Origin of the sequence: Streptomyces scabiei 87.22, assembly GCF_000091305.1 — a bacterium.
Classification (GTDB): domain Bacteria; phylum Actinomycetota; class Actinomycetes; order Streptomycetales; family Streptomycetaceae; genus Streptomyces; species Streptomyces scabiei.
In genome coordinates, this window is the sequence record NC_013929.1 from 8,124,669 (window position 1) to 8,143,711 (window position 19,043).

Here is a 19,043-nt window from a genome sequence, read left to right on the forward strand (position 1 = left end):
AATTGAAGGTTCGGGTTGCGGGGGATGGCAGAGGCCGAGAAGCAGTGCAGCAGGTGCGGGCGAAGGCTGTCCGTCACCGCCTTCGCCAAGGACAGGAACCGTGGCGACGGCCTTCAGGTGAGGTGTCGGGAGTGCGTGGCCGAGTACAGCGCCGCGCACTACCGTCGTCGCCGCGAGGCCATGGGAAAGCCCGCGCGGGAAAAAGTGGACGTTCCCGCGGGGCACAAACTCTGCCGCACATGCGGCGAGATCAAGCCGCACGGTGAGTGGCATCGCAACGGCGTCCGACGGCCTGTCGACCCGTTGCAAGGCGTGCCGTGCAATCCAGAGCAGGCAGGGCCACCTGAAGCGTCAGTACGGCATCACCGAAGCCGAGCGCGACCATCTGATCGCCTCTCAAGGGGGCGTCTGCTGTATCTGTTTGGCTGCTTTGCCGGCGCATGTGGATCACTGCCACGAGACGGGTAGGGTCCGAGGCGTACTGTGCTTCAGCTGCAACGCGGCGCTGGGGCAGTTCAAGGATCGGCCCGACGTCATGAGGCGGGCTGCGACATATGTGGAAGGAAACGCGTGGAAGCCAACACTCGTAGCACCGGGCGTCTACCAGCTGCCTTCCTGACGCCTGGGTCGTCGTCCTTCATGGACTTCCTGTCGGACCACCAGCCGGAGCTGCTGCCCGGCAAGCGGCAGCTGCCGCCGACCCAGGGTGTCATCGAAGCTCCGCACGGCACGACGATCGTGGCCGTGACGTTCCCCGGTGGTGTGGTGCTCGCCGGTGACCGCCGGGCCACGATGGGGAACATGATCGCCCAGCGGGACATCGAGAAGGTGTTCCCGGCCGACGAGTACTCGGCCGTCGGTATCGCCGGCACGGCGGGCCTGGCCGTGGAGATGGTGAAGCTGTTCCAGCTGGAGCTGGAGCACTTCGAGAAGGTCGAGGGCGCGCAGCTGTCGCTGGAGGGCAAGGCGAACCGGCTGTCGACCATGATCCGTTCCAACCTGGGCATGGCCATGCAGGGTCTGGCCGTGGTCCCGCTGTTCGCCGGTTACGACGTGGACCGGAACAGGGGGCGGATCTTCTCGTACGACGTGACGGGCGGCCGTTCCGAGGAGAGCGGTTACGCGGCGACCGGTTCGGGCTCGATCTTCGCGCGCGGTGCGATGAAGAAGCTGTTCCGTGCGGACCTCTCGGAGGCCGACGCGACGACCCTGGTCGTCCAGGCCCTCTACGACGCGGCGGACGACGACTCGGCGACCGGTGGTCCCGATGTGGCCCGCCGGATCTATCCCATCGTCACCGTGATCACCGAGGACGGCTTCCGCCGGCTCACCGACGAGGAGTCCTCCGAGATCGCCCGTTCGATCCTGGAGCGGCGTCTGGAGCAGCCGGACGGTCCCCGGGCCGCGCTGCTCTAGCCGGTCCGGCCCGCGAGGGCTCTTTTGTCCAGGTGATCCAGTGACTCCGACAGAAAGGGACGGATAACCGGTGTCGACTCCGTTCTATGTCTCACCCCAGCAGGCGATGGCCGACCGGGCGGAGTATGCCCGCAAGGGCATCGCCCGTGGCCGCAGCCTGGTCGTGCTGCAGTATGCCGACGGCATCGTGTTCGTCGGCGAGAACCCGTCCCGTGCGCTGCACAAGTTCAGCGAGATCTACGACCGGATCGGTTTCGCGGCCGCCGGTAAGTACAACGAGTACGAGAACCTGCGGATCGGTGGTGTGCGGTACGCGGACCTCCGCGGCTACACCTACGACCGTGACGATGTGACCGCTCGTGGTCTGGCGAACGTCTACGCCCAGACGCTGGGCACGATCTTCTCCTCGGCGGCCGAGAAGCCGTACGAGGTGGAGCTGGTCGTGGCGGAGGTGGGGGAGACCCCGGAGGGCGATCAGATCTATCGGCTGCCGCACGACGGTTCGATCGTCGACGAGCACGGTTCGGTGGCGGTCGGTGGCAATGCCGAGCAGATCAGCAGCTATCTGGACCAGCGTCATCAGGACGGGATGTCCTTGGCGGAGGCGCTGAAGCTGGCGGTGCAGGCGCTGTCGCGTGACACCAACGGCACGCAGCGGGAGATTCCCGCGGAGCGTCTGGAGGTGGCGGTGCTGGACCGTACGCGTCCGCAGCAGCGCAAGTTCAAGCGGATCGTCGGCCGTCAGCTCGACCGTCTGCTGGAGGCGGACGGCGCTACGACGGAGGCGGAGAGCTCCGCGGAGGAGGAAGACGAGTAGTCCCCTCGTAGGACCCAGCCCGTAGTGCGCCCCGGCCGGCACAGGCCGGGGCGCGCGGCGTTCGGTGGCTGTGCGGAGCCGGGCTGCCCAGGGTGCTCGGACGGGCGCGCGCTCAGGCTCCTGGCGGTGCCGTGGAGGCCCGGACCACCAACTCCACCGGGATGTCCCCTTCTGCCGGTGTGCGTCCTTCCAGGACGGCCAGCAGGGCCTCCATTCCGCGCTCGCCGAACAGCTCCGCGTCCAGTCGTACGGTGGTCAGCTCGGGGTCGAGGGCCGTGGCGAGGGCGAGGTCGTCGAGGCCGGTGACGGAGATGTCCTCGGGGATGCGCAGTCCCAGGCGTCGTACGGCCTTGTAGACGCCTGCGGCCAGTTTGTCGTCGTCGCAGACCACGGCGGTGGGGCGTCCTTCGGGGGCGCCGGTGCTGCTCAGGGCGGCTTCCGCCGCGGCCAGCGCGCCCTCGATGGAGATCGGCGCGGGGGCCGTGCGCAGGGTCGTGCCCGGTACCGATTCCACTCTCGTGGCCAGTTCCCGGGCGCGGACGCGGAAGGTCCAGGAGGGGATGTCGGCGGCGAGGTGGAGGAAGTGGCGGTGTCCGAGGCCGAGGAGGTGGTCGGCGATCTGGCGTACGCCGTCGCGGATGTCGAGGTTGACGGTGGCGGCGCCGAGGCTGCCGTCGGGGTCGCTGTCGAGCATGACCAGGGGGAGTTGGTCGCCGCGGATGGCGGTGAGGGCGTCGGCGGCCATGGAGGAGGCGATGACGCCGTCGAGGGCGGCCTGGGCGGAGGCGAAGGGGTCGCGGGCGGGGCCGACGCCTTCGGGGGAGGGGTAGAGGACGACGCCGAAGCCGTGGCGGGCTGCGACGCGGGCGGCTCCGGTGTAGACGCCGGCGAAGAATTCGGTGGTCAGGGCGGGGACGACGAGCAGGACGGTGCGGGTGCGGCCGAGGCGGAGGTTGCGGGCGGCGAGGTTGGGGCGGTAGCCGAGGTCGCGTGCGGTGTCGCGGACGCGTTGGGCGGTGGTCTCGGAGACGCGGCCGCGCCATTTGTCGCCGAGGACGAGGGAGACGGCGGCCTGGGAGACGCCCGCGGCCTGGGCGACGTCACGGCTCGTGGGCCGGGTGCTACCTCGTGCCACGGTCGGCGTGCTCCTTCGTATGGACTGGTGGGCTGGGCACATGGTACGTATGACGGGAGACGTTATACGTAACACGTCGCTCGTCGAGCGCCCTTCGAGAGGCAGGACATGGCCGCCGGATATCTCGGGATCCTCAGGACGCGGCACGCCGCGCGGCTGCTGGCCGGAACGCTGGTGGGCCGGCTGCCGAACGCCACGGCGGCGATCGCGGTCGTGCTCTTCGTCCGGGCGGAGGGCGGCAGCTACAGCCTCGCGGGCGCGCTGGCGGCCGTGTACGGCCTCGCCAACGCCGTGGGGCAGCCGCTGCTGGGGCGGCTCGTGGATCTGTACGGCCAGCCGCGTGTGCAGCTCCCGGCGGCCGTCGTCTCCGCGCTCGCCATGACCGTCTTCGCCCTGTCCGGGCTGGATCCGCTGCCGGTGGCGTATCTCGCGATGGCGGTGGCGGGGCTGTTCACGCCTCCGCTGGAGGGCGGGCTGCGGGCGCTGTGGTCCTCGGTGCTGCGCGGGGAGGAGCAGGTGCACACGGCGTACGCGATGGACGCGGTGGCGCAGGAGGTCATGTTCACGGTCGGGCCGCTGCTGGTGACCCTGTGCGTGGCGCTGTGGTCGGCGTCGGCGGCGCTCGTCGTGCTCAGTGCCGTCGGGGTGCTCGGTGCGCTGTGGGTGGTCGTGTCGCCGCCTTCGCGGGCGTGGCGTTCGGCGCCGCGCGAGGCGCACTGGCTGGGCGCGCTGCGTTCTCCGGGGCTGCTGGCGCTGCTGGGCGCGTTCTTCTTCGTGGGCATCGCGCTGGGTTCGATCACGGTGGCCGCGGTGTCGTACGCGGACGGTCACGGTGGGGACGCGGTGTACGGGTGGCTGATGGCGGGGGTCGGGCTGGGTGCGCTGGTGGGCGGGACGGTGTACGGGGCGCGGCGGTGGCGCGGGGCGCCGGAGCGGCGTCTGCAGGTGCTGGTGGCGTTTCTGGCGGTCTGTTATGTGCCGCTGACGCTGATGCCGGGTCCGGTGGGGATGACGGGGCTGACGGCGCTCGCGGGGGTGTTCCTGGCGCCGGCCATCGCCTGTGTGTTCGTTCTTGTCGACCGGCACGCGCCGCGTGGCACGGTGACGGAGGCGTTCTCGTGGATCGTGACGACGTTCACGGTGGGCCAGTCGGCCGGAACGGCGGTCGCGGGGCCGGTGGTCGAGTGGGGCGGGACCCTGTGGGGGTTCGTGGTGCCGGGTGCGGCGGGGGCCGTGTCGTTGCTGGTTCTGCTGGCCACCGGACGGGTTCTCGCTGTTCCCTCCGGGGGTGCTGTGGTTGCGGTCTCATCGGAAAATGATCCGAACCGTGCTGCCGAACCCCGTTTCAGCTCGGTGGATCGGGCGTAATGTTCAGTCATGGACCGCCGCATTTTCGGGCTGGAGAACGAGTACGGCGTCACGTGCACGTTCAGGGGACAGCGCCGTCTGTCTCCTGACGAGGTGGCGCGGTACCTCTTCCGCCGTGTCGTGTCATGGGGCCGCAGCAGCAATGTGTTTCTGCGGAACGGGGCCCGCCTCTATCTCGACGTGGGCTCACATCCGGAATACGCGACACCCGAATGTGACAACGTGACCGAACTCGTCACTCATGACAAGGCCGGCGAGCGCATTCTCGAAGGACTGCTGGTCGACGCCGAACGCCGCCTGCACGAGGAGGGAATCGCGGGCGACGTCTATCTCTTCAAGAACAACACGGACTCGGCGGGCAACTCGTACGGGTGCCACGAGAACTATCTGGTGGCCCGGCACGGGGAGTTCTCCCGGCTCGCCGACATCCTGATTCCGTTCCTCGTCACCCGGCAGCTGCTGTGCGGCGCGGGCAAGGTGCTGCAGACCCCGCGTGGTGCGGTGTACTGCGTGAGCCAGCGCGCGGAGCACATCTGGGAGGGCGTCAGCTCGGCGACCACCCGCTCCCGGCCGATCATCAACACCCGCGACGAGCCGCACGCCGACGCGGAGCGGTACCGCCGTCTCCACGTCATCGTGGGTGACTCGAACATGTCCGAGACGACCATGCTGCTGAAGGTCGGGGCCACCGACCTGGTGCTGCGCATGATCGAGGCGGGCACGGTCATGCGTGACCTCACCCTGGAGAACCCGATCCGGGCGATCCGCGAGGTCAGCCATGACATCACGGGCCGTCGCAAGGTGCGGCTGGCCAGTGGCCGGGAGGCGTCCGCGCTGGAGGTGCAGCGCGAGTACTACGAGAAGGCCGTGGACTTCGTGGAGCGCCGCGGCATCCGTACGGGCACCGTCGAGCAGGTCCTGGAGCTGTGGGGCCGCACGCTGGACGCGATCGAGGCCGAGGACCTCGACCGGATCGGCACCGAGATCGACTGGGTGATGAAGTACAAGCTCATCGAGCGGTACCGGGCCAAGCACAACATGACCATGTCGCATCCGCGGGTCGCTCAGATAGACCTCGCGTATCACGACATCCACCGCCGTCGTGGCCTCTACTACCTGTTGGAGAGGAAAGGTCAAGCCACTCGGATCTGCAATGACTTGAAGATCTTCGAGGGCAAGTCGGTTCCGCCGCAGACGACTCGGGCGCGGTTGCGCGGTGACTTCATCCGGCGTGCGCAGGAACAGCGCCGGGATTTCACGGTCGACTGGGTGCATCTGAAGCTCAACGACCAGGCGCAGCGGACGGTGTTGTGCAAGGACCCGTTCCGTTCGGTGGACGACCGGGTGGAGAAGCTGATCGCCGGAATGTGAGTCCGATTGTTCCGGCCCGGATTGCCGGAACGCAACGCGGGGCGCCGTACGTTTGCCGTACGGCGCCCTTCGCACGCCGTAGAGTTGCGCGCACGCCATCCGACAAGATCGACCGATACGAGGCCTTCATCGTGCGCCGACGCTCCCTTCTCATCGCTGTTCCCGCTGGACTGGTCACGCTCGCCGCCTGTGGTGACGGCGATTCCGACTCGGCCAAGGCCAGCAGCAGCCCGTCCGCGTCGGCGAGCGGTGCGGCGAAGCCGCCGAAGATCGTGGACGGTCCGCTGCCGGCGATCACGGGCGGGGTGAAGTTCGACGAGAAGCCGACCGTGGCCAAGGGCAGCGGTGAGCCGTCGAAGGACCTGGCGGTGAAGACGGTCATCGCGGGCAGCGGGAAGACGGTCGCCGAGGGCGACTACATCCAGGCGAACTACCTGGGTCAGATCTGGTCGACGGCGAAGGTCTTCGACAACTCCTACGACCGTAAGACGCCGCTGGTCATCCAGCTCTCCCCGCAGGGCATCATCGACGGCTGGCGGTACGCGCTGACGGGCAAGAAGGCCGGCAGCCGGGTGGAGATGGCCGTGCCGCCGACCTGGGGCTACGGCAAGGACGGCAACGCGCAGGCGGGGATCAAGGGCACCGACACGCTGGTCTTCGTGGTGGACGTCCAGGACACCTTCAACGCCAAGAGTTCGGCGAAGGGCACGAAGGCCGCGCAGAACGATGCGAAGCTGCCGAAGGTGGGCACCAACACCGACGGCAAGGCCCCCTCCATCGAGGTGCCGAAGGTCGACCCGCCGACGCAGCTGGTGGCGAACTACATCATCGAGGGCGACGGCCCCGAGGTCGGCGCGGAAGACAGCCTCCTCGTGCAGTACAAGGGCGTGCTCTGGGACACCGGCAAGGAGTTCGACTCCTCGTACAGCCGGGGGGCGCTGAGCTCGTTCGGGCTGAAGCAGGTCGTCAAGGGCTGGTCGCAGGGCATGACCGGCAAGAAGGTGGGCAGTCGCCTTCTCATCGTCATCCCGCCGAAGCTGGGTTACGGGGACACGCCGCCCAGCGGCAGCGACATCAAGAAGGACTCCGTGATGGTGTTCACCGTGGACATCCTCGCCAAGATGTGAGGCCCGGGGATGCGAGACTGTCCGGCGTTGTTCCGTACATACACAAGCAGGAGCCTGAAGACGTGAGCATTGACAAGCCCGAGATCGACTTTCCCGAGGGCGAGCCGCCGGCGGACCTGGCGATCAAGGACATCTGGGAGGGCGACGGCGAGGTGGCCCAGGCGGGCCAGACCGTGACCGTGCACTACGTGGGTGTGTCCTTCTCCACCGGTGAGGAGTTCGACGCCAGCTGGAACCGCGGCCAGCCGTTCCGTTTCCCGCTCGGTGGCGGTCGTGTCATCAAGGGCTGGGACCAGGGCGTGCAGGGCATGAAGGTCGGTGGCCGCCGTCAGCTGACCATTCCGGCGCACCTCGCCTACGGCAACCAGAGCCCGACGCCGGCGATCAAGCCCGGTGAGACGCTGATCTTCGTGGTCGATCTGCTCGGGGTCTGATCTGCCGGAAGCCGTGTCAGGGCCGACCGTGTTGTGACCGGTCTCGACTGTCTGGGGTCCATGCCTGTTCGGGCATGGGCCCTCGGCTTTTGCCGCGACGCTTCGTAGCGGTAGGTTCGTGCCGCGGAAACACCCGGAGGAAGGGCGTCGATGGCCATTGCCAAGGCCGAGCGGTTGATGAACCTGGCGCTGTGTCTGCTGGGGACGCGCCGGCCGCTCAGCAAGCGCGAGCTGCGGGATTCGATCGAGGCGTACGTCGAGGCCGTCAGGCCGGAACACGGTGCGGCGGGAAGCGACGACTCCTTCAACCGCATGTTCGAGCGCGACAAGGACGATCTGCGCGAACTCGGCCTGGTCATCGAGACGGTGGAGAACCTCGACGGCGAGGTCGGCTATCTGGCCCGCCGCGACAGCAACAGCCTCCCGCCCATCACCCTCGACGCCGAGGAGGCAGCGGCCCTCGGGCTCGCCGCGAAGGTCTGGCAGCAGGCCCGTCTGGCCGGAGCCGCGAGCGGCGCCCTGCAGAAGCTGCGGGCGGCCGGGCTGCCCGAGGAGGTCGACCCCTATGAGGCCCATGGCGCGCTGGAGCCGCGGATCCCGGTGCACGAGGCCGCCTTCGAACCGCTGATGCTGGCCTGCCGCGACCGGCGCCCGGTGGTGTTCGACTACCGCAAGGCGACCGCCGCGCGTCCCGAGCCCCGCCATGTGGAGCCGTGGGCGCTGGAGTGCTGGCGCGGTCACTGGTATCTCGCCGGGTTCGACCGTGACCGGGGCGCGGAGCGGGTCTTCCGGCTCTCCCGGATCACCGGCAGGGTCCGCAGCCGCGCGGGTGCCTTCACCGCGGAGGTGCCGGACGTCGTCACGGTCCGGGAGACGGTCGCGAGCTGGGCCGGGGAGACCGCCGACCGGTCCGCGCTGATCCGGCTGCGCTCCGGTGCCGGTTACCCGTTGCGGGCGAAGGCCTCCGCCGTGCGGGAACTCGGGGACGGCTGGGACGAGTTGGAGATTCCGTACGGTCACGGGCTGGATGCCTGGCTGGTCGAGTTCGGGCCCGACGTGGTGGTCCTGGAGCCCGCCGAGCTGCGGGCCGACGTGGTGGACCGGCTGCGTGCCGTGGCCAAGGGTTGAGGGGGAGTTAAGAACGTGGTGGGAAAACCGGCCCGGCCGGCGAACGCCATCGACCAGACCCGGCGGATGCTCTCCCTGGTGACCTATCTGCGGGAGCGGCCCGGCGCCCGGATCGAGGACGTCGCGCGCGCCTTCGGGATCACCGAGGACGAACTGGTCTCGGACCTCGATGTGCTGCCCATGTGCGGGACCAGCTTCCGCGGCGGTGATCTGCTCGACATCGACACCGACGGCGAGCGCATCTGGTGGCACAACCCGGCCGCGCTCGGCGCCGAGGCCGCCGAGCCGCTGCGGCTGGCCGCCGACGAGGCCACCGCCCTGCTGGTGGCCGCCCGCGCGGTGGCCACCCTGCCCGGACTGCGCGAGAGCGACCGGCAGGCCCTGCTGCGGGCCACCGCCAAGGTCGAGGGCGCGGCCGGGGAGGCGGCGGGTGCCAGTTCGCGGCTGTCGGTGACCTTCGAGGCCGAGGGCGGGGTCTTCGCGGACGTCGACCGGGCCATCTCGGAGCGCAGGCGGCTGTGGATCCGCTACTACTCGCCCGCCCGGGACGAGCTCACCGAACGCGAGATCGACCCGATCCGCCTGGTCAGCGTCGGTCACACCTATGTCGAGGCGTGGTGCCGCCGCTCCGAGGCGCGGCGGACGTTCCGCCTCGACCGGGTCGCCGAGATCAAGATCCTCGACGAGCCGTCCGCGCCGCCCGAGGTCGAGCTGCGGGACCTGTCCCAGGCGCTGGTGCAGCCCGCCGCCGAGGATCCCGAGGTCGTCGTCGAGGTCGGGCCGGGCGGGCGCTGGGTCGCCGAGTACTACCCGCACGACACCGCCGAGGAGCTGCCCGAGGGCGGGCTGCGCATCAGCCTGCGCACCCCCGACCCGGCCTCGCTGCGCCGCCTGGCGCTGCGGCTCGGGCGCGACGGCCGGATCGTCTCCCCGCAGGATCTGGCGGACAGCGCCCGCAGGGCGGCCCGCGAGGCGCTGGCGGCCTATGACGAGGCCGCGACGAGGTGACGGCGAGTCCCTGACGCGAGTCCCCGACGACGGGACCGTGACGACGGGACCGTGACGACGGCGTACGACCGGAACAAGGAGATGCGAGGGCTGTGAGCGGCGGTTCGGTTGTGTCGGGTGTGAAGGCCGGCGTGAAGTCGGGCGTCAAGTCCGGGGTGCAGGAGATCCAGGAGATCAGGGAGATGACCGTGGCGGTCGCCTTCGCGGGCATGAGGAAGGCCGTGGACGTGGTGTTCCGGGCCGGCTGCCCCGACTGCCGGGCCCATGTCGAGCTGGGCGCGAGCGCGCTGCGGCTGGCCATCGGCGCCACCAGCAAGACCACGTTCTACTCCTTCACCTGCCCGGAGTGCGGCATCGCCGTCCGCAAGCCCGCGGGCGAGCGGATCGTGGAACTGCTGACCGGGGGCGGGGTGCGGACCCTGCGGCTGCATTCGGTGCGCTAGTAGTGCTTCGTTAGGTTCTGGGCTGTCTGTGGCGGCTTCGAGGGCGGGGCAGGGGGCGGCCGCAGGTGGTGCAGGTACCGGTCCAGCACCTCAGCAGGTCCTGAAGGACGTCGAGGACCTGGTAGAGGGTCAGGCCGGTGTGCGGACTTTTGGGTCGAGCCGCCGCAGGGTGAGGAAGGCTTGTGCGGCGGTGACGAGGGTGACGTGGTGGTGCCAGCCGCGCCAGGTGCGGCCCTCGAAATGGTCCAGGCCGAGGCCGTGCTTGAGTTCGCGGTAGTCGTGCTCGATCCGCCAGCGCATCTTCGCCCACCGCACCAGGTCAGCGGTCGGTGTGGTGGCAGGCAGGTTCGATATCCAGTAGTTGGTCGGAGTGTCCTGCCCGTCGGGCCATTCGACGAGCAGTGTCCGGACGGGCAGGATGCCGTCCCACCGGTTGCGGCCGCCGCCCGCCTCCTGAGCTGCGGCCAGGGACTGCTTGCCCGCGGGCCGCATGGTCAGCACCGCGAACCGTGAGGTCATCGCGCCTTTGCTGCCCTGCCTCCAGGTCACCTCGGTGAACTGCCGTGCACCCGCGTGCGCCGCGAGGACGGAAACGGCTTGGGGTGGGATGCGGTAGCGGGGAAGGGCGGGCGGTCCGAGCCCGCCGTAAGCAGGCCGGTGCGGCTCGGCTTCGTCCGGGTGGGCGACTTCCTTCCCGGTCAGGGCCAGGACATAGGACAGCCCCCGCTCCTCAAGACCGAGCCGGAACAGAGTGCTGACGCCGTAGCCGGCGTCGGCGACCACGACCGGCGCCTTCAGCTGCCACTCGGCGAGCGTGTCCAGCAGGCCGAGCGCGAGGCGCCACTTCTCCCGGTGCACCACGTCGTCGGGGACTCCTGCTCTGCGGCACCGCTCCGGCTCGTCCGTCCACTCCCGCGGCAGATACAACTGCCACTGCAACGGGCACGAGGCGGTGTCGGTGGCGGCATGGACACTGACCGCGACCTGGCAGTTCGCCCGCTTGCCGACCGCTCCGCAGTACTGGCGGGCCACCCCGACCGACGCCTTCCCGCACTTGGGGAACGACACGTCGTCGATCACCCACACCTCGGGCCTGACAACTTCGCACAGCCGCCCGGCGATCCGCCGCCGGACCGGCAGCGGATCCCACGGCGACTGGCTCACGAACTGCTGCAGAGCCTGCATGTTCCCGTCCGGCAGCCGCTCGGCCATCGGCTGCACCGACTTGCGCCTGCCGTCCAGCATCAGACCCCGCAGATAACACTCGCCCCACCGCCGCTGATCCCGCCGCGGAAACGACCCGAACACATCGGCAACGAACTCCGCCAACTCACCCCGGAGCCCTTCCACTTCCCCCAACCTCACCCCGGGAAGCTGCCCACGAACAGCCGAGATCACCCAACGTAACGAAGCACTACTAGGGCCCCTCTGACGGATCTCCGCGGCGTCGCGACGCCCGGCACGCCCTCTCGCCGCACCGGGCGAAAGCCCGAGTACGTCCAGTACGAGGTCTTCCGCCCGGCACGCCGAGAGCACGCACCGAACGCCGCTCCTTCTTCCACGGAGACCCGTCAGAAGGGCCCTGGAACCAGGCGTTAGGGTCGGCTCATGTTCTGGGCGATGTTCGCGGTGGCTGTGGGTTTCGTGGGGCTGGTCGTGCTCGGGGTGTTCGCCGCGCGGGTCTTCCTGGAGGCCCGGCGGCTGGGTGCGCAGGTCGCGGAGTCGGGGCGCAGGATCAGCCGGGCGGCGGAGGACCTGGAGCGGGCGGCGGCGAGCGCGGCCCGTTCCGCGGACGCTCTGTGAGTTCCGGAAGAGGCTCCTGTGACTTGCCCGGTGAGTGCGTTTTGCGCCACTTCGCCCTGTCGCCTTCTCACCTTCGGCAGGTACGCTGCCTGTCGCGGCACGGAGAACGAGGCCCGGGTCGCGAATCGGGAGTACGCAGGGGGATTGCCTGACGTTTACCCCTGAGCGTTACGATCGCTGCCAGCACGATCGTTCGGACACCTGTCCGACCGGTCGGACAGCCCCCACCCCGCCGCCTCGGTGAAGAAGGAAGACAGCTATGGGTAACCTCGGCCCCACCGAGATCATTCTGATCCTTGTCGTCGTCGTCCTGCTGTTCGGGGCGAAGAAGCTCCCCGACATGGCGCGCTCGCTCGGCAAGTCCGCCCGCATCCTCAAGAGCGAGGCCAAGGCCATGAAGTCCGACGGCCAGGACGACACGACCCCGGCGGCCGCGCCCCCGCACGCCGGCGAGACCCCGGCGCAGCGCACCATCCAGGCCTCTCCCGGCGACGTGACCACCGCTCGCCCGGTCGCCGAGCCGACGGACACGACCAAGCGCTGACGCAAGGCCGGACCAGGTTTCCGGCCTGCCGCACGAGATGAGGACGTGGGTTGCTCAAGTCTGCCCGCAAGACGGAGAAGGACAAGGATCCCGAGGGGCGGATGCCCCTCGCGGAGCACCTGCGCGAGCTGCGAAATCGCCTTGTCAAGAGCCTGCTGGCCATCGTCGTCACGACGGTGGTCGCGGTGATGTTCTACAAGAACATCATCCAGTTCTTCACGGATCCCATTCTCCAGGCGGTGGGATGCCAACACAGCTTCGCCGAGCTGGCGAAGGACACCAGCACGGTCAAGTGTGCGCGCATCGTGCAGAACGGTCTGCTGAGCCCGTTCACGCTCGCCCTTACGGTCTCGCTGTCATCGGGCGTGGTACTCGCCGCCCCGGTCTGGCTGTACCAGCTCTGGGCGTTCATCGCGCCGGGTCTGCACCGCAACGAGAAGAAGTACAGCCTCGGCTTCGTGGCGGCGGGTTTCCCGCTGTTCCTCATGGGCTCGTACTTCGCCTACTGGTCGTTGCCCAAGATGGCCTCGGTCATGCTGCAGTTCTCGATCATCGGAAGCGACAACCAGCTGCCGCTCGATGATCTGCTGAACCTGATCATGCGGATGATCGTCGTCTTCGGTCTCTCCTTCGAGCTGCCGCTGCTGCTCGTGATGCTGAACTTCGGCGGGGTCCTCTCCGGCAAGAAGATGTTCGGCTGGTGGCGCGGCATGATCATCAGCATCACGCTCTTCGCGGCGATCGCCACCCCGAGCACCGACCCCATCTCGATGATGGCGCTGGCCGGTCCCATCTGGGTCCTGTACTTCTGCGCCTGTGGCGTCGCGCTGGCGAATGACCGGCGCCGGGCCCGCGTCGAGGCGCTGAAGCCCGACGACGACGAGGCCTCCGAACTGGATCTCACGCCCGAGGGCATCGGCGAGATCGAGTCGGTCTCGGCGAGCCGGGCGCTGCCCGCGCAGGCCGAGCCCGAGCGGGAGCGGATCAACGGGTACGACGACGTCACCTAGGACTCGCACGTGAGTGAGGGCCTACCGGTCAACCGGTAGGCCCTCTGTCATTGTTCGGCGGACGACGCCGGGGTGCCGCTAGATCTCGGGCGAGCCCTGCAGCGGGGTCGTGCCGCCCCCGGTTCCGTCGTTGTTGATGTCCCAGTTGATGTCGCCGTCGGCCGTCCAGCCACCGGTCGTGTTGCTGTGGAAGGTCGTGGTCGAGAAACCGCGGTTGCCGGACTGGGCGAAGTTGGTCGCCTCGGCCCAGTCGGCGCTGCCGCTCCGCTGGGTGACGTCGTTGCGCTCCAGGCGCAGATTGACCTTGAGCTTGTCCATGCCGGTGCTGAGGCCACCGCCGCCGTCCGACCACCGGAACTTCACGGTGGCCTGGTAGTCGTTGCCCGAGGTCCGGGACACGCACAGGTTGACGTAGACGTCGAGGTCGGCCCCGATCGTGTCGTACGTCTTGTGCTGCTCGCCCGTGCACTTGCTGGCCGCGGCGGCGGAGGCCGTACCGGGTACGGCGACGAGGCCGACGATGGCAAGCCCCAGGGCGGCACCGGTGGTTGCCGCGCGCGTGCTCCAACGCTTCAAGAGAACTCCCCGTGTAATGAAGACATGCGATGAGATGGTCACCGTCTGCAGACGGACGACGAAGATCGTTGTCGCTGTGTACATGCAATGTCAAGAGAATTTCCGAAAGCGCTTGCTGTTACCGAGTCGCACCTGCCGGGCGGCATGAGCTGCGCTTTCCCAGGTTTACCGGGATTTGATCCGGATAATGATCGTCCTGTTGTCAGTGGGGCCCGGTACGCTCGAAAGCACGATGACAGAGGACCTCTCCCCGGCCGAGCGGTACGCGGCAGCACGCAGGCGCGCTGCCGAGCAGGCCACCGCGCTCGCCTCCTTCCGCGAGATGTACGAGTTCGGTCTCGACCCCTTCCAGATCGAGGCCTGCCAGGCGCTGGAGTCGGGCAAGGGCGTCCTGGTGGCCGCCCCCACCGGCTCGGGCAAGACGATCGTCGGCGAGTTCGCCGTCCACCTCGCCCTGGAACAGGGCAAGAAGTGCTTCTACACGACCCCCATCAAGGCCCTGTCGAACCAGAAGTACTCCGACCTGTGCCGCCGCTACGGCGCCGACAAGGTCGGTCTGCTCACCGGCGACAACAGCGTCAACTCCGATGCCCCGGTGGTCGTGATGACCACCGAGGTGCTGCGGAACATGCTCTACGCGGGCTCCCGGACGCTCCTGGGCCTCGGGTACGTGGTCATGGACGAGGTGCACTACCTCTCCGACCGCTTCCGGGGCGCCGTCTGGGAAGAGGTGATCATCCACCTTCCCGAGTCGGTCACCCTGGTCTCGCTCTCGGCCACGGTGTCCAACGCGGAGGAGTTCGGCGACTGGCTGGACACCGTGCGCGGCGACACCGATGTGATCGTCTCCGAGCACCGGCCCGTGCCGCTGTTCCAACACGTGCTCGCCGGACGGCGGATGTACGACCTCTTCGAGGAGGGCGAGGGCAACAGGAAGGCCGTCAACCCGGACCTGACCCGGATGGCGCGCATGGAGGCCAGCCGGCCCTCCTACCAGGACCGCCGGCGCGGCCGTGCCATGCGCGAGGCCGACCGTGAGCGCGAGCGCAGACAGCGGTCGAGGATCTGGATCCCGAGCCGGCCCGAGGTCATCGAACGGCTCGACTCCGAGGGCCTGTTGCCCGCCATCACCTTCATCTTCAGCCGCGCCGCCTGCGAGGCCGCCGTCCAGCAGTGCCTGTACGCGGGCCTGCGGCTGAACGACGACGAGAACCGGCTCAAGGTGCGCGCCCTCGTCGAGGAGCGCACCGCCTCCATCCCCCACGAGGACCTCCATGTCCTCGGCTACTACGAGTGGTTGGAGGGCCTGGAGCGCGGAATCGCCGCCCACCACGCGGGCATGCTGCCGACGTTCAAGGAGGTCGTCGAGGAACTCTTCGTACGCGGCCTGGTGAAGGCCGTGTTCGCCACCGAGACCCTCGCGCTCGGCATCAACATGCCCGCCCGTTCGGTGGTGTTGGAGAAGCTCGTCAAGTGGAACGGCGAGCAGCACGCCGACATCACCCCCGGCGAGTACACACAGCTGACGGGCCGCGCGGGCCGGCGCGGCATCGACGTCGAGGGCCACGCGGTGGTGCTGTGGCAGCGCGGCCTGAGCCCCGACCACCTCGCAGGACTCGCGGGCACGCGCACGTACCCGCTCCGCTCCAGCTTCAAGCCGTCGTACAACATGGCGGTCAACCTGGTCGAACAGTTCGGGCGGCACCGCTCGCGGGAGCTGCTGGAGACCTCGTTCGCCCAGTTCCAGGCGGACAAGTCGGTCGTCGGGATCTCCCGTCAGGTCCAGCGCAACGAGGAGGGCCTGGAGGGCTACCAGGAGTCCATGACCTGCCACCTCGGGGACTTCGAGGAGTACGCGCGCCTGCGGCGGGAGCTGAAGGACCGTGAGACCGATCTGGCGAAGCAGGGCGCGGCCCAGCGGCGGGTCGAGGCGGCCGTCGCCCTGGAGAGGCTGAAGCCGGGCGACGTCATCCACGTGCCCACCGGCAAGTACGCGGGACTGGCGCTGGTGCTGGACCCGGGGCTGCCCGCCGGGCGGTCCAACGGCCATCGCGGGTTCGAGCAGCACGACGGGCCGCGTCCGCTGGTGCTGACCGCCGAGCGGCAGGTCAAACGGCTGGCCTCGATGGACTTCCCGGTGCCGGTGGAGGCGCTGGAGCGGATGCGCATCCCGAAGTCCTTCAACCCGCGCTCGCCCCAGTCGCGGCGGGACCTGGCGTCCGCGCTGCGCACCAAGGCCGGGCATCTGGTGCCCGACCGGCACCGCAAGCGCAGGGCCGCCGCCGCGGACGACCGGGAGATCGCCCGGCTGCGGGCGGAGCTGCGGGCCCATCCGTGCCACGGGTGCAGCGACCGCGAGGACCACGCGCGGTGGGCCGAGCGCTACTACCGGCTCAAGCGGGACACCGCGCAGCTGGAACGCCGTATCGAGGGCCGCACGAACACCATCGCGCGGACCTTCGACCGGATCGTGGCCCTGCTGACCGAGCTGGACTACCTGCGGGCGGACGAGGTCACCGAGCACGGCAAGCGGCTGGCGCGGCTCTACGGCGAACTGGACCTGCTGGCCAGCGAATGCCTGCGGGCGGGCGTCTGGGAGGGCCTCGGCCCGGCCGAGCTGGCCGCGTGCGTCTCCGCCCTGGTGTACGAGGCACGGGCCGCGGACGACGCGATGGCGCCGAAGCTGCCGTCCGGGAACGCCAAGGCCGCACTGGGCGAGATGGTGCGGATCTGGGGCCGGCTGGACGCGCTGGAGGAGGAGTTCCGGATCACGCAGAGCGAAGGGGTGGGGCAGCGCGAGCCCGACCTCGGCTTCGCCTGGGCCGCGTACATGTGGGCCTCGGGGTCGGGGCTCGACGAGGTGCTGCGGGAGGTGGAGATGCCGGCCGGTGACTTCGTGCGGTGGTGCAAGCAGGTGATCGACGTGCTGGGGCAGATCTCGGCGGCGGCGCCTGCCGGGTCGAGCGTGGGGAAGAACGCGCGGAAGGCCGTGGACGAGCTGCTGAGGGGAGTCGTGGCCTACTCCTCGGTGGGGTGAGGCTCGTCCGGGTCCGGGTCCGGGTCCGGGTCCGGGTCCGGACCCGGGTGCAGGGGGCTTCGTGGGCAGGTCCGCCTCGCCGCCGGGGCGGGCCGCCGTTCAGCGGGACAGGTAGCCTCGCCAGCCCCCGTACGCCGTGATGTCCTCGGCGTCCCGCAGGGCCGCCGGCTCGCAGAGGAAGCCCGGGACCCGTGTGCCGTCGGACAGTTCGACGGTGCCCAGGGCCATGGGGCGGGGGAGCGCGGCCAGGAGGCGCCCGAGGCCCTCCGCCGGGAGGCGCCAGATCTCGGCCTCGACGGCGGCGCCGCCCTCGCCCACATGAACCAGCCCCGGCTTCGGCGGGGTCGTGCGCAGGGCGTGCAGGCGGTAGACGGGCGCGGTCGTGGTCGTGCGCTCCAGCCGGGCCCCCAGGGACAGGAGTTGGGGGTTCAGGGGCTGGCCCGAGAGATGGGCTCCGACGACCGCCAGGCGGGCCTCCGGCCGGAGGAGGGCGGCGACGCGGGCCAGGCGGTCGTCGGTGAAGGCCGGGCCGATCAGCATGACGCCGAAGGGCAGGCCGTTCACCTCGCCCGCCGGGACGGCGACGGCCGCGAGGTCGAAGAGGTTGGTGGAGTTGGTGAAGCGGCCGAGCCGGGCGTTGGCGCCGAGCGGGTCGGCGGCGACCTCGGCGAGCGTCGGGTGCCCCGGCGCCGTCGGCAGCAACAGGGCGTCCGCGTCGCCCAGTTCGGCGAGGGCGCGGGCGCGCAGGACCGCCAGCCGGTCCTGGTCGGCGAAGAGCCGGTGGGCCGGGACGTCCCGGGCCCGGGTGATGATCCCGGCGACCGTGGGGTCGAGGGAGTCGACGCCGTCCGCGAGCGCCTTGTCGACGAAGGCGCCGACGGCCGTGTAGCGCTCGGAGACGAACGCGCCCTGGTACAGCATGGCCGCGGCCTCGGTGAAGGGCGTGAGGTCGAGGGGGCGTACGTCCGCTCCGGCCGCCCTGAGGAGGGAGACCGCCGACTCGTACGCCTCCGCCCAGCCCTCGTCCAGTTCGCCGAGCTGCTCGCGCGGGGGCACGGCGACGCGCCAGGGGCCCGGCGGGCGCGCGGCGAGCGGCGGGAGAGGGCGCCCGGGCGGGGAGGACATGTGGGCGAGGGCCTGTTCGGCCTCCGGCAGGGTGCGCGCGAACACCGTGACGCAGTCGATCGAGGCACAGGCCGGGACCACGCCGGCGGTGGGGACCAGGCCCCGGGTGGGCTTCAGGCCGACGATGCCGTTGAAGGCGGCGGGGACCCTCCCGGAGCCGGCCGTGTCGGTGCCGAGCGCCAGGTCCACGATGCCGAGAGCCACCGCCACGGCCGAGCCGGAGCTGGAGCCGCCGCTGATGCGCGACGGGTCGTGGGCGCCGCGCACGGCGCCGTACGGGGAACGGGTGCCGACGAGGCCGGTGGCGAACTGGTCGAGGTTGGTGGTGCCGAGGACGAGAGCGCCGGCCGCGCGCAGCCGGGCGACCACGGGGGCGTCGGCGTCGGGGGCGTACGCGTACGCGGGGCAGCCCGCGGTGGTGGGGAGGCCGTGGACGTCGATGTTGCCCTTCACGGCGAGGAGGCGGCCGGCGAGGGGGAGATGGGCGCCGGCGGCCAGGCGGGCGTCGATGGCCTCGGCCTCGGCCTCCGCGTCGGCGCGGGGGCGTAGGCCGATCCAGATCTCGGGGCGGTCCACGGCTTCGATACGGGCGTAGGCCGTGCGGACTCTGGTGAGGGTGGGGGAGGGCATCTTCGCTCCTGGGGGTGGGGTGCCGTGGGTGGGTGCGGGGGTTTTCGCCCCCGCCGCCCCTACCCGTCCCG

At 70.0% G+C, this 19,043-nt stretch carries 17 protein-coding genes and 1 pseudogene; 14 read left to right on the top strand and 4 right to left on the bottom strand.

Translation table 11 applies throughout. From position 1 onward, the window contains the following. Positions 1-24: 24 nt before the first annotated feature. From SCAB_RS45490 to prcA, 3 genes and pseudogenes are all read left to right on the top strand, one after another. A pseudogene (locus SCAB_RS45490) lies at positions 25-619 on the top strand (endonuclease VII domain-containing protein). Then, positions 571-1,416, top strand: coding sequence for a proteasome subunit beta (gene prcB, locus SCAB_RS35155; RefSeq protein ID WP_013004872.1), 846 nt, complete (start codon positions 571-573; stop codon positions 1,414-1,416). The pseudogene SCAB_RS45490 and the gene prcB overlap by 49 nt, the downstream one beginning before the upstream one ends. Before the next feature lie 70 nt (positions 1,417-1,486). Further along, positions 1,487-2,233, top strand: coding sequence for a proteasome subunit alpha (gene prcA / locus SCAB_RS35160; protein ID WP_013004873.1), 747 nt, complete (start codon positions 1,487-1,489; stop codon positions 2,231-2,233). Positions 2,234-2,345: 112 nt separating this feature from the next. Here prcA and SCAB_RS35165 read toward each other — a convergent pair whose 3' ends face one another. Further along, complete coding sequence (locus tag SCAB_RS35165; protein ID WP_013004874.1) at positions 2,346-3,368, bottom strand: LacI family DNA-binding transcriptional regulator; 1,023 nt, start codon at positions 3,366-3,368, stop codon at positions 2,346-2,348. A 108-nt stretch (positions 3,369-3,476) separates the two neighbouring features. Between SCAB_RS35165 and SCAB_RS35170 the strand changes: the two genes are divergently transcribed. The 7 genes from SCAB_RS35170 to SCAB_RS35200 all read left to right on the top strand — a co-directional run bounded on the left by SCAB_RS35170 (position 3,477) and on the right by SCAB_RS35200 (position 10,247). Beyond that, positions 3,477-4,736, top strand: a complete 1,260-nt coding sequence (locus SCAB_RS35170; RefSeq protein ID WP_013004875.1) for an MFS transporter — start codon at positions 3,477-3,479, stop codon at positions 4,734-4,736. Positions 4,737-4,745: 9 nt separating this feature from the next. After that, positions 4,746-6,107, top strand: coding sequence for a Pup--protein ligase (gene pafA, locus SCAB_RS35175; protein ID WP_013004876.1), 1,362 nt, complete (start codon positions 4,746-4,748; stop codon positions 6,105-6,107). 131 nt (positions 6,108-6,238) lie between these two features. Further along, positions 6,239-7,234 carry an FKBP-type peptidyl-prolyl cis-trans isomerase gene (locus tag SCAB_RS35180; protein WP_013004877.1) on the top strand — a complete coding sequence of 332 codons (996 nt, stop codon included), beginning with the start codon at positions 6,239-6,241 and terminating at the stop codon, positions 7,232-7,234. A 62-nt stretch (positions 7,235-7,296) separates the two neighbouring features. Next, positions 7,297-7,668, top strand: coding sequence for an FKBP-type peptidyl-prolyl cis-trans isomerase (locus tag SCAB_RS35185; protein WP_013004878.1), 372 nt, complete (start codon positions 7,297-7,299; stop codon positions 7,666-7,668). A gap of 150 nt (positions 7,669-7,818) precedes the next feature. After that, positions 7,819-8,796: a helix-turn-helix transcriptional regulator gene (locus tag SCAB_RS35190; protein WP_013004879.1), complete on the top strand. Its 978-nt coding sequence runs from the start codon at positions 7,819-7,821 to the stop codon at positions 8,794-8,796. 15 nt (positions 8,797-8,811) lie between these two features. Further along, positions 8,812-9,804, top strand: coding sequence for a helix-turn-helix transcriptional regulator (locus tag SCAB_RS35195; protein ID WP_086022904.1), 993 nt, complete (start codon positions 8,812-8,814; stop codon positions 9,802-9,804). Between the two features lie 182 nt (positions 9,805-9,986). Further along, a complete protein-coding gene (locus SCAB_RS35200) occupies positions 9,987-10,247 on the top strand; it encodes a hypothetical protein (protein ID WP_037725763.1) in 261 nt (86 codons plus the stop codon). Positions 10,248-10,376: 129 nt separating this feature from the next. On the opposite strand, the gene SCAB_RS35205 is transcribed toward SCAB_RS35200, so the two are convergent. Further along, the gene (locus tag SCAB_RS35205; RefSeq protein ID WP_078580241.1) at positions 10,377-11,612 is read right to left on the bottom strand and encodes an IS701 family transposase; all 1,236 of its coding nucleotides are present in this window, start codon (positions 11,610-11,612) and stop codon (positions 10,377-10,379) included. Between the two features lie 243 nt (positions 11,613-11,855). On the opposite strand from SCAB_RS35205, the gene SCAB_RS35210 reads away from it, so the two are divergent. The 3 genes from SCAB_RS35210 (at position 11,856) to tatC (ending at position 13,604) form a co-directional block, all read left to right on the top strand. Next, positions 11,856-12,050 (top strand): hypothetical protein, encoded by a 195-nt coding sequence (locus SCAB_RS35210; RefSeq protein WP_013004883.1) that lies wholly within the window; start codon positions 11,856-11,858, stop codon positions 12,048-12,050. Positions 12,051-12,309: 259 nt separating this feature from the next. Then, positions 12,310-12,594: a Sec-independent protein translocase subunit TatA gene (gene tatA / locus SCAB_RS35215; RefSeq protein ID WP_013004884.1), complete on the top strand. Its 285-nt coding sequence runs from the start codon at positions 12,310-12,312 to the stop codon at positions 12,592-12,594. A gap of 50 nt (positions 12,595-12,644) precedes the next feature. Next, complete coding sequence (tatC, locus tag SCAB_RS35220; protein WP_013004885.1) at positions 12,645-13,604, top strand: twin-arginine translocase subunit TatC; 960 nt, start codon at positions 12,645-12,647, stop codon at positions 13,602-13,604. A 78-nt stretch (positions 13,605-13,682) separates the two neighbouring features. Here the strand turns inward: tatC and SCAB_RS35225 are convergent, their stop codons facing one another. Continuing rightward, positions 13,683-14,180, bottom strand: coding sequence for a hypothetical protein (locus tag SCAB_RS35225; protein ID WP_037725594.1), 498 nt, complete (start codon positions 14,178-14,180; stop codon positions 13,683-13,685). A 187-nt stretch (positions 14,181-14,367) separates the two neighbouring features. Between SCAB_RS35225 and SCAB_RS35230 the strand changes: the two genes are divergently transcribed. After that, positions 14,368-17,217 carry a DEAD/DEAH box helicase gene (locus tag SCAB_RS35230; RefSeq protein ID WP_013004887.1) on the top strand — a complete coding sequence of 950 codons (2,850 nt, stop codon included), beginning with the start codon at positions 14,368-14,370 and terminating at the stop codon, positions 17,215-17,217. 99 nt (positions 17,218-17,316) lie between these two features. On the opposite strand, the gene atzF is transcribed toward SCAB_RS35230, so the two are convergent. Next, entirely contained in the window at positions 17,317-18,972 is a 1,656-nt protein-coding gene (gene atzF, locus SCAB_RS35235) for an allophanate hydrolase (RefSeq protein WP_013004888.1), read from the bottom strand. Positions 18,973-19,043: the final 71 nt, after the last annotated feature.